At 62.8% G+C, this 10,517-nt stretch carries 10 protein-coding genes and 1 tRNA gene; 7 read left to right on the forward strand and 4 right to left on the reverse strand.

The window, feature by feature from the left end; translation table 11 throughout:
- Positions 1–238: 238 nt before the first annotated feature.
- On the reverse strand, positions 239–1,144 hold the full coding sequence (locus EOA23_RS26570) for an MBL fold metallo-hydrolase (RefSeq protein WP_127306343.1): 906 nt from the start codon (positions 1,142–1,144) through the stop codon (positions 239–241).
- A 394-nt stretch (positions 1,145–1,538) separates the two neighbouring features.
- A tRNA-Ser gene (locus EOA23_RS26580) sits at positions 1,539–1,628 on the reverse strand.
- Between the two features lie 483 nt (positions 1,629–2,111).
- Here EOA23_RS26580 and EOA23_RS26585 point away from each other — a divergent pair.
- From EOA23_RS26585 to EOA23_RS26605, 5 genes are all read left to right on the forward strand, one after another.
- Positions 2,112–2,852 (forward strand): metallophosphoesterase family protein, encoded by a 741-nt coding sequence (locus tag EOA23_RS26585; RefSeq protein ID WP_127306336.1) that lies wholly within the window; start codon positions 2,112–2,114, stop codon positions 2,850–2,852.
- An 18-nt stretch (positions 2,853–2,870) separates the two neighbouring features.
- Positions 2,871–4,283 carry a bifunctional serine/threonine-protein kinase/universal stress protein gene (locus EOA23_RS26590; protein WP_127306337.1) on the forward strand — a complete coding sequence of 471 codons (1,413 nt, stop codon included), beginning with the start codon at positions 2,871–2,873 and terminating at the stop codon, positions 4,281–4,283.
- Positions 4,284–4,387: 104 nt separating this feature from the next.
- Positions 4,388–5,089 (forward strand): DUF2569 family protein, encoded by a 702-nt coding sequence (locus EOA23_RS26595; protein WP_127306338.1) that lies wholly within the window; start codon positions 4,388–4,390, stop codon positions 5,087–5,089.
- A gap of 99 nt (positions 5,090–5,188) precedes the next feature.
- Positions 5,189–5,515: a hypothetical protein gene (locus EOA23_RS26600; RefSeq protein ID WP_127306339.1), complete on the forward strand. Its 327-nt coding sequence runs from the start codon at positions 5,189–5,191 to the stop codon at positions 5,513–5,515.
- 280 nt (positions 5,516–5,795) lie between these two features.
- The gene (locus tag EOA23_RS26605) at positions 5,796–6,785 is read left to right on the forward strand and encodes a BMP family ABC transporter substrate-binding protein (RefSeq protein WP_042639278.1); all 990 of its coding nucleotides are present in this window, start codon (positions 5,796–5,798) and stop codon (positions 6,783–6,785) included.
- Between the two features lie 105 nt (positions 6,786–6,890).
- Here EOA23_RS26605 and EOA23_RS26610 read toward each other — a convergent pair whose 3' ends face one another.
- Together EOA23_RS26610 and EOA23_RS26615 are read right to left on the reverse strand one after the other, a co-directional pair.
- Positions 6,891–7,298 (reverse strand): hypothetical protein, encoded by a 408-nt coding sequence (locus tag EOA23_RS26610; RefSeq protein ID WP_127306340.1) that lies wholly within the window; start codon positions 7,296–7,298, stop codon positions 6,891–6,893.
- Between the two features lie 21 nt (positions 7,299–7,319).
- Entirely contained in the window at positions 7,320–7,529 is a 210-nt protein-coding gene (locus EOA23_RS26615) for a SlyX family protein (RefSeq protein WP_127306341.1), read from the reverse strand.
- Between the two features lie 255 nt (positions 7,530–7,784).
- On the opposite strand from EOA23_RS26615, the gene EOA23_RS26620 reads away from it, so the two are divergent.
- Positions 7,785–9,317, forward strand: a complete 1,533-nt coding sequence (locus EOA23_RS26620; RefSeq protein WP_127306342.1) for an ABC transporter ATP-binding protein — start codon at positions 7,785–7,787, stop codon at positions 9,315–9,317.
- On the forward strand, positions 9,314–10,453 hold the full coding sequence (locus tag EOA23_RS26625; protein ID WP_042639286.1) for an ABC transporter permease: 1,140 nt from the start codon (positions 9,314–9,316) through the stop codon (positions 10,451–10,453). The genes EOA23_RS26620 and EOA23_RS26625 overlap by 4 nt, the downstream gene beginning before the upstream one ends.
- Positions 10,454–10,517: the final 64 nt, after the last annotated feature.

Genomic DNA, 10,517 nt, shown 5'->3' on the forward strand with positions numbered 1-10,517 from the left:
GCCTTATGCAACGCGCTCAAGGACATATGCGACCTGTTCGACCCGCTACAGTGCAGAAACTTCTTCAAAGCTGCCGGATATGAGGCCAATTAAACGCGACGTGCTTTAATGAGCGTAAGCGATGGGCTTCCTGCGATTGGAACGGCTAACACCCCGAGGGACCGGCCGTCGGGGATACAACTCAGCAGCTCACATCAGGATCAGAAATGATGCCTAACCTGAATTTCATCGTCGGCCATTATATGGTGAGCACATCGAGATCAGCCGCAATACGGCTGTTCGGAAATGCCTGCACGGCTTCCGCGAGTATTTCTTCGTCGGCATATCGACCAGAGATATGCGTAAGAACGAGCTGCTTCACGTTGCTGATCGCTGCCAGGGATGCCGCCTGCGCAGCCGTGAGATGACCATAGTCGCGGGCCATGGTCGCATCCCGTTCCAGGAAGGTGGCCTCGATCACCAGAAGGTCGGCGCCGCAGACATGGTCCGCGAGATCATCGGTCGCCTCCGTATCGCCGATGATGACCAGCTTCTTGCCTGCTTCCAGCGGGCCTAATACATCTTCGGGAGCAACTGTTCGGCCATCGACGAGGGTGATAGACCGGCCTTCTACCAGTTCCTTCCTGATTGGACCGTCTGGCACGCCCAGAGACGTGAGGTGCTCGGCGCGAAGGTGGCGGCGCGGTGGAGTCTCGAGCACGAAGCCGTAGCTATCGGTGTCGCGGTGACGAACCTGAAAGCAGTCGATCATGAATTCGTCCGCGTCGAAAAACCGGCCGGGCGTCAGCGGCTCGAGCTTTAGTGGGATCGGCGCTCGTCCTTCACCCCACAGACCAGCGAGCATGCGCACAACGAGGTCCAGGGTGTCCGAGCCTCCGTGGACGGTCAGGAGATAGTCACTTTGCCGCAACCGGAGTGTCGAGAACAGGCCGGGAATTCCAAGGATATGGTCGAAATGGGCATGCGTGAGCAACAGGCGATGAAGCCGCCTGAAGCCCGCGCCGCTGCGCAGCAGCTGGCGCTGCGTGCCTTCCCCGCAATCAACCAGAATTCGGTGGCCTCCGGCCTCGATGAGCAGGGCAGGGTGATTTCGCTCGGCAGAGGGTACGCTGGCCGAGGTGCCAAGAAACGTCAGTTTGAAAATCATGGAGCCAGTCTAGCCCGCGAGCGGTAAGGCCTCAAAGCGGGCAAACAACGCTTTCTACCCGGGCAAGCCTGCCGTGGCTGTCTTTGACTATTTTGAGGCCAGGCCCTGCTCAGACTTTATCCCGGAGGTTTGACCATCAGCGTGGACGAGGTCGCGGTCCCAGTCATTGGTCTTGTCGGGCGTCTTGGCCTCCGCCTCCCGGGTATCCCGCTCTTTGTCCTTCCGGGGTTTCGGGCCCGGCATGTCCCGCGATGATTTTGATCTCATATGCTTTGTCCTCTTCGGTCGCTCAATAAGCCGCCACATCCTGTGCAAAATGTGGGGTAAAATGAGGGCCTTGAAGACTAGGGTTGCGAAATCTGCAGGCGATTCAATATCGTAGCAACAGCGATGGCGGAGAGAGCGGGATTCGAACCCGCGTTACGGTTTCCCGTAAACACACTTTCCAGGCGTGCGCCTTCAACCACTCGGCCACCTCTCCGTCCTTGACATCTCGCGCCAGCCGGTTTTGCCGCGCGGGTTGGGGAGATGCTCCCATGGGAAGTCCTTGACGGATATGTGGTGTGCCTTCAACCGGCGGGCAACCCTTCCCCGCACCCGCTAGCCGTCTAGGCAAACAGGCGCGGGGCTCATCTAGTCGATCCGAAAGCGAATGCCAAGCCATAATGGCATCGCAAAGGTTTTTGGCCGTGGATGGCCCGAGGGCTGCCTCAACGACGGCGTGCTGCCCGTTCGCGTGATGTGCGCGGGCTGACCCGCAGGAGCCGTTCGCGCCTGAGCTGCAGCCTGGTTCCAGCGTGCGTGAGAGGCCGGACAGCCGATCCGCAGCAATGTCGTGGAAGTCGACAAGGTAACCGCAATTGGCGGGGGATGCTTTGCCGTAAGCTCGCGGAGGTATTGAGCCGGATCAAATTCCTTGCAGCCGTCGCCTTGCTATGTTGCGCGCTTCCCGGGACAAGGTTGAATGCGCATCGCGATCCTGTCTGACATCCATGCCAACCGTGAGGCGTTCGACGCAGTCCTCGAGGTCGTTCGGAAGCAGGCGCCGGACCAGCTGGTTCTGCTTGGCGATCTGGTCGGCTACGGGCCCGATCCTGTCTATGTGGTCGAGAAGGCCGCCCATCTGGTGGAGGGCGGCGCGTTCTGCATCAAGGGCAACCACGATGAAGCGGCGGCGTTGGGCCGGACCGACATGACGGAGAACGCTCGAACCGCCATCGAGTGGACCCGCGAACGGCTCGCCCGGGCACAGCTCGATTTTCTTGCGCAGTTGCCGCTCTCTTCACGATCCGGCGACCGGCTCTATGTTCACGCCAGCGCGGAACGGCCGGAAAAATGGCTGTACATACGCGACGTCGACGCGGCAGAACGCTGCCTGTCGTCAAGCGATGCGCGCTTCATCTTCTGTGGCCATACCCACATTCCAGCCATTTACTACGCTTTGCCCGGCAGACGGCCGGTTCATTTTCGGCCGCTCGACAATGTGGGGGCGCCCTTGTCCGAGCTTAGGCGGCATCTTGTCGTGGTCGGGGCGGTCGGCCAGCCGCGTGATGGCAACCCGGCCGCTTGCTTCGCGCTTCTCGACACGGAACGGCGCGAGGTGACGATGGTGCGCGTTCCTTACGATCATGAGGAAACCGCCCGCAAGATTCAGGCGTCAGGCTTGCCCGGGTGGCTCGGCATGCGCTTGAAGATCGGCCGCTAGTCAACCTGGAGGCGATGGATGCAGAAGTTCGAGGCAGGGGCAAGCATCGATGGTTTCGAGCTCGTCGAGCGGCTTCAATCCGGCGGCATGGCGACGCTATGGCGCGCGAGAAATCCAAATTTCGATTTCCCGCTTCTGCTGAAGATACCGTTTCTCGACCCGGGCGGAGACGTTTCCGTCATTCTCGGCTTCGAAGCCGAGGAACTGATCCTCAAACGCCTGTCGGGTCCGCATGTGCCACGCTTCGCGGCATCCGGAAGCCTGGCGAAGGTTCCCTATCTTGCCATGGAGTTCGTCGCCGGCATCGGTCTGGCGGAGCTGACGAACCGCGCGCCACAGCCGCCGGACGAGGTGGCAAGGATCGGCGCCGAAATCGCGAAGGCGCTCGCCGCCTTGCACCGCCAGAAGGTCGTCCACCTCGATCTCAAGCCTGAAAACATCATTCTGGCCGAGCGCGGCGCCGTGCTCTTGGACTTCGGCCTCGCCCGCCATGCGGAGCTTCCGGACCTTCTCGGCGAAGAGAGTTCCGTGCCGATGGGCACGGCAGCCTATATGTCGCCGGAACAGGTGCTGGGCGAAAGGTCCGATCCCGCAAGCGATATATTCGCGCTGGGTTGTATCCTCTATCAGCTCGCCACCGGCGAGGAGCCCTTCGGGCGTCCGGCCACCTTCGCAGGAATGAAGCGCAGGCTCTACCATGCGCCCAAGCCGCCGCGAGACATCGATAAGGCCATACCTAGGTGGCTGGAGGCCGTCATTGTTCGATGCATGGAAGTCGACCGATCCAGGCGCTATGGCGAAGCGGCGCATGTTCTTTCGGATCTCAGGAATCCCGATCAGGTTGTGGTCGCCAGGAAGAGCGCGCCATCGAACGAACGGGCCTGGGGCGCGATCAGGAATTTTTTCCGCAGGACGGACGAGAAGTCGCTGGTTGGCAAGGCGGCGAGCTCCGCGGTGCGCGCCGGACCGCCGATCGTTCTGGCCGCGGTCGACCTTGCCAACGGAAGCGATGCGCTGGCAGGCGAGGTTCGCAATGAAACCGCGCGTGTCCTTGCGGCACGTCAGGATTCCTGGCTGGCCTGCGTGACGGTGTTGAAGACCGAGATTGTCGGCAAGACGCCGGATGTCGATGAATCGGGGCGCCTGGTCTATCTGCAGCGGCTGGTCGCGCTGAAGGACTGGGCGCGTCCGCTGCATCTGCCGGAGGACCGCATAAGCTATCACGTGCTGGAGGCCGTCAGTCCGGCCGACGCGATCCTCAACTATGCCGAGCACAATGATGTCGGGCACATCGTTGTCGGCGCCCGATCCTCTTCGGCAATTCGCCGCCACCTCGGCAGTGTGTCGACCAAGGTCGTGGCGCGGGCCCTTTGCTCAGTGTCGGTCGTGCGATTGAAAGCGGTCGAGGAGGAAAAGCGGCTGCCGCCGTGAGGTGGTCGGTGCCCTGCGTGACCATCCAAGCTTGACTTCGGCCTTGCCTGCCTGTCGACTGCTCCGAGAATTGCATTGGGCTTTGCGAGGGGCATTGTCCTGACATGGCATCGATCGACCAGCAACCCGCGGGGCGGCCGGACAGCGGGCTTTCCTTCATCCCAGTGGCCTGGCTCGTCATCGTCATGGGCCTGTCGGCCTATGGCCTGATCTCGAACTGGCGGCTGATCGGCGACTTCAGCCTGCCGGATAACGTCCTCTTCCTGATCTATGGCGGCCTCGCCGGCGGCGTCATCACCATTCTGTGGGGGCTGTACCTGCTTGGTCTCGCCTTCAACCGATCGGCCCGTTTCCCGCGCCACTACACGATCTGGCAGGTCGCCATCATCATCTGGATCCTGGTGCGCCAGGCCTATGTGCTGCTGGTGTCCGACTTCGTGTTCTCGGCTGAGGGGCTGGGCTTCACCGTCGCCGAGATCGCCATCGGCCTGCTCTGTATCTATCTCCTGCGCAACGGCGCCGGCGCAGAGACGGTCTACGCCAATCCGGAGACTGACCGGCCGCCGGTCTTCGTCTCGATCCTCGCCGCGCTGCTCGGCATCATCCTTGGCGGCGTGATCGGCGCATTTGGAGGGTTCTTCGCCGGTTCGCTGATCGCGGACCTGACGCATATGAGCTGCTTCGAGGGCGCGTGCGGATTTTTCGCGGCTTTCATCGGGCTGGGCGGCCTGATCGTCGGCGCGATCGCCGGCTGCATTTTCGCCATCTGGCGGGTCAACCGGCGCAGGCCGCCGCGGGCTCGGTAATTTCATGGTGTCAATTTCATGGGGCCGCGATTGCGCGGGAACCACGCACGCTCTATGTCGATGGCGGGGTAGACGGGAGCCTTCCCGGGGAGAGCGTCGATGTTGCGTTTCATCTTTCGGCTGGCGGCCATGATAGCGCTGTCGATTTCGGTCATCATGGCGGTGATCGACACGACACGCTCGGTCGCCGCCTCCTCGCTGGTGATGACGCCGCTCAACGCAAGCTGGCTGGCGGTCTCGCCGGATACCCGCGCCGCCTTCGAGAGCTTCGTGCGCGCCAAGGCAAGTCCGCTGGTGTGGGACGGCGCCTTCGCCTGGGTGCTCGCGCAGCCTGGTTTCGCCGTGTTCGCGGTGCTTGCCTTCCTGCTCTACGCCATCGGCTACCGGCGCAGGCGCCGGGGCGCGGAATTCGCTCCAAGCCCCTGAAGGCTCTCGTTGCGACGCAATTCCGGACGGAATGCTACGGCGAAACCGCGCGAGCCTGACCGCTTCACACTTTCCTGGAATTGCTCAAAGAGCCGTGCCGGACCGCCGGTAACCGCTTTTTCCAACAGGTCAAAAATCCACGTGAATTTTGTTTCGCGCCGTGCCAGATTGGCCGCGAGCGGGAAGGGCAAACACTTCCTGCCTGGCGTCGCCAGCCTGCCGGAGAACCGGGTAGGCAGGCGGCGCAAAACGGAAAAATAACCGACAGGGTGTGGATCACATGAAACGTATCGTTCTCGGCCTTCTGGCCGCAACCGCAATGGTTCTTCCGGCTTTCGCCGCGGACGTGCAGCCGGCCATCCTCTATGATCTGGGTGGCAAGTTCGACAAATCCTTCAACGAAGCCGCCTATCATGGCGCCGAGAAGTTCAAGACCGAAACCGGCGTAGCCTATGTCGAATTCGAAGTTTCCAATGCCTCGCAGCGCGAGCAGGCGCTGCGCCGCTTCGCCGAGGACGGCCGCAACCCGATCGTCATGGCCGGCTTTGCCTGGGAAGACGCGCTGAAGGCGGTCGCGAAAGATTATCCGGACCTGAACTTCGCCATTATCGACGATGCCGTCGATCTGCCCAATGTCCGCTCGCTGGTGTTCAAGGAGAACGAAGGCTCCTACCTCGTCGGCATCCTGGCGGCGATGGCGTCGAAGTCGAAGAAGGTCGGCTTCATCGGCGGCATGGATATCCCGCTGATCCGCAAGTTCGAATGCGGCTATGTCGGCGGCGCCAAGTCGGCCGGGGCCACCGACGTCATCCAGAACATGACCGGCGACACCCCTGCGGCCTGGAACGACCCGGCCAAGGGCGGCGAGATCGCCAAGACGCAGATCGACCAAGGCGCCGACGTGGTCTACGCGGCGGCCGGCGGCACCGGCGTCGGCGTGCTGCAGGCGGCGGCGGATGCCGGCAAGCTCGGCATCGGCGTCGATTCCAACCAGAACGGCCTGCAGCCGGGCAAGGTGCTGACCTCGATGATGAAGCGCGTCGACGTTGCCGTCTACAACGCCTTCATGGACGGCAAGAACGGCACCTTCAAGGGCGGCCTCCAGAATCTCGGCCTCAAGGAAGGCGGCGTCGACTACGCCATGGACGACAACAACAAGGCGCTGGTGACCGACGAGATGAAGGCCGCGGTCGAAAAGGCCAAGGCCGACATCATCGCCGGCAAGGTCGAGGTGCACGACTATACCGCTGACAACAAGTGCCCCTATTGATCGGCATCTGAAGCAGGTTTGAACCGCCGGGCCAGTGCCCGGCGGTTTCGTTTTTGGCAGGGGATGATGCGGCCGACGATCGAAGCCGTGGCCGAGGGCGACAACCTATAGCGTGCCGACGATATAGCCGAGCGCGAACGCTGCCAGCAGGGCGAGCGCAATGACGAAGCCCAGCCTGCCGCCAAGCGAATGCAGGCCGACGCCGTAGGGCTTGCGCTCGAGCCGGTGGATCATCGCCGGCGGCGGTTCGGCCTCAGGAGCGGCAATGCCGGCGAGCCGCGCCTGCATCTGCGGCAGTTCGGCAAGGCGTTGCGTGACCAACTCCCAGCGATTGCCGCGCGCTTCGGGCGCCGCGGGATCAAGCGCACGCAGGCGCTCGGCGAGCCGCAGCACCGTGTCGCGAAAGGCAGGATCGATCTCGAGGTCGCGCTCGGCGCGGGCGCGTTCCCTGTCGTTCATCAGGCCGAAGACATAGTCGCCGGCCCGGGCGACACGGTCGCTTTCACTGGACATGGCCGTCTTTTCCCATGGGCCTCACCAATGCGGCGGCTTGGTCACCGGCACGTCGGAGGCGGTCTGCTCCTCCAACTCCAGGAAGCGGTCGGTCAAGGCGGCGAGCTTGCGCTCCATGCGCTCGATCACCTTCCACTGTTCGGCGATCTGGCCGGACAGTTCCTCGATGGTCTTTTCCTGCTCGGCGGCGCGGATTTCCAGCGTCGTCAGCCGATCGTCAGGCATGGCCATGCAAAACCGGTCCTTGCGCATGTGAAGCCTTATCCAAGCAGATATTCGTGGGATGCCCACGAGTACCTGCTTATGCTCAGTTGGTTCTCGCAGGTTCCGATCGGAAAACCGCGGGACACTTTTGCGGAACCTGCTCAGGTTCGAAATTGACAAGGGCGCGGGGATTTGTCGAGAGTGAACGGCCGATTGGCATAAGCGGGGCATCATGCTAGGCATTTTGACCAAGCGATAAAAAAACTGAGTGGGACAGGCTGCATGGCGCAAGCCGCAATTGAGCTCATAGGCATCAACAAGAGCTTTGGCGCGGTGCGCGCCAACCGCGATATCAACCTGGAAGTCGCGCGCGGCACCATCCACGGCATTGTCGGCGAGAACGGCGCCGGCAAGTCGACGCTGATGTCGATCCTCTACGGCTTCTACCAGGCCGACAGCGGCGAGATCCGCGTCGGCGGCAAGCCAGTTTCGATCCATACCTCCAACGACGCCATCGCGCTCGGCATCGGCATGGTCCACCAGCATTTCATGCTGGTCGACAATTTCACGGTGCTGGAAAACGTCATCCTCGGCGCCGAAAACGATGCGCTGCTGAAGAGCAGCATAAGCAAGGCGCGCTCGGAGCTTGACCGGCTGGAGCGCGAATACGGCCTCGAGGTCGATCCCGACGCCGTCATCGAGGAGCTGCCGGTCGGCCTTCAGCAGCGCGTCGAGATCCTCAAGGCGCTCTATCGCGGCGCCGAGATCCTGATCCTCGACGAGCCGACGGGCGTGTTGACGCCGGCCGAGGCCGACCACCTCTTCCGCATCCTCAAGCAATTGAAGGACCAGGGAAAAACGATCGTGCTCATCACGCACAAGCTGCGCGAGATCATGGCGATAACCGACACGGTTTCGGTCATGCGCCAGGGAACGATGGTCGCGACCAGGACGACAAAGGAAACCACCGTCGGCGAATTGGCCGAGCTGATGGTCGGCCGGCGCGTGCTGCTCAGGGTCGAGAAAGGCCAGTCGGAAGCCGGCGCGGTAAAACTGTCGGTGAAGAACCTGACGGTGGAGGACCAGCGCGGCGTCACCATGGTCGACGACGTCTCCTTCGACGTGCGCGGCGGCGAGATCGTCGGCATCGCCGGCGTTGCCGGCAACGGCCAGTCCGAACTGCTCGAGGCGATTTCCGGCATCAGGCACGCAGTCTCCGGCGAGGTGATGCTCGACGGCAAGCCGATCGACCTCACCGGCAAGGCCGATCCCGGCGAATTGCGCGACCGCGGGCTGGCCCACGTGCCGGAGGACCGCCACCATGTCGGGCTGGTGCTCGCCTTCGAGGAAAACGAGAATTCGATCCTGGGCTATCATGATGACGAGCGCTATCTGAAGGGGCCGTTCCTCGACGTCGACGCCATCATGGCCGACGCCAAGGACAAGATCGAGAAATACGACATCCGCCCCGCCAATCCGCGCCTCAAGACGGCCAATTTCTCCGGCGGCAACCAGCAGAAGATCGTGCTAGCGCGAGAAATGGAACAGGACCCCGGCGTGCTGATCGTCGGCCAGCCGACGCGCGGCGTCGATGTCGGCGCGATCGAATTCATCCACAAGCGGCTTATCGCCATGCGCGACCAGGGCAAGGCCGTGCTGGTGGTGTCGGTCGAGCTCGACGAAATCCGCTCGCTCTCCGACCGTATCCTGGTGATGTTCGCTGGCCGTGTCGTCGGCGAGCGCGGCCCCGAGGCGACCGAAGGCGAACTCGGCCTCCTGATGGCCGGCGTCGAGCACCAGGAGGCCGCCGAATGAGCACGCCCTATGCCAAGCTGCCGGCCTGGGCCGATTACGGTCTGATCCCGCTGATCAACCTGTCAGTCGCCTTTATCGTCGCCGGTTTCGTCGTCATGCTGGTCGGCGAGAACCCGTTCCGCGCTGCCGTCATCCTCGTCGAAGGCGCCTTCGGCAGGGGCACGGGCATCGCCTTCACGCTCTTCTATGCCACCACCTTCATCTTCACCGGACTGTCGGTGGCGGTGGCGGCGCATTGCAGCCTGTTCAACATCGGCACCGAGGGCCAGGCCTATATAGGCGGCCTGGGCATCGCGCTCGTTTGCCTGAGCCTCGACAGCGTGATGCCCTGGTGGGTGATCTTTCCGATCGCGATCGTGGCGGCCGCCGCGTTCGGCGCGCTTTGGGGTCTGATCCCGGCCTATCTCCAGGCCAAGCGCGGCTCGCACATCGTCATCACCACCATCATGTTCAACTTCATCGCGGCCTCGGTGATGGTCTATCTCTTGGTCGGCGCGCTGAAGCCGGCCGGCTCGCAGGCACCGCAGACGCGCAATTTCCTTGCCGGCGCGGAACTGCCGAAGCTCAACTGGGTGATTGAATTGTTCGGCGCCAAGATCCGCTCGGCGCCGCTCAACATCTGCTTCCTGCTGGCTCTGGTCATGGCCTTCCTGGTCTGGCTGCTGATCTGGCGCACCCGGCTCGGCTATGAGATGCGCACCTATGGCCACAGCCCAAAGGCCGCGCGCTACGCCGGCATTTCGGAAACCCGCATCATCATCACCGCGATGATGATCTCGGGCGCGCTGGCCGGCATGATGGCGCTCAACCCTGTCATGGGCGACCAACACAATGTCGCGATCGATTTCGTGTCCGGCGCCGGCTATGTCGGCATCGCGGTGGCGCTGATGGGCCGGCTGCATCCGGTCGGCATCGTGCTGGCGGCCATCCTGTTCGGCATGCTCTACCAGGGCGGCGCCGAGCTTGCCTTCGAGATGCCGGCGATCAGCCGCGACATGATCGTCATCATACAGGGCCTTGTCATCCTGTTCGCCGGCGCGCTGGAACATATGTTCAGGCCTTATATCCAGGCGCTTTTCGCCTCGGTCAGTCCGAAGTCGGTCGGCATGCAGGCGGTCAAGGGGACAGGGGCCTGAAATGGACATGTTCAACGCAATCGTCCAGGTGCTGGATTCGACCATCCGCCTTTCTGTGCCGCTG

Origin of the sequence: Mesorhizobium sp. M2A.F.Ca.ET.042.01.1.1 (assembly GCF_003997405.1) — a bacterium.
In the GTDB taxonomy this organism is placed as follows: domain Bacteria; phylum Pseudomonadota; class Alphaproteobacteria; order Rhizobiales; family Rhizobiaceae; genus Mesorhizobium.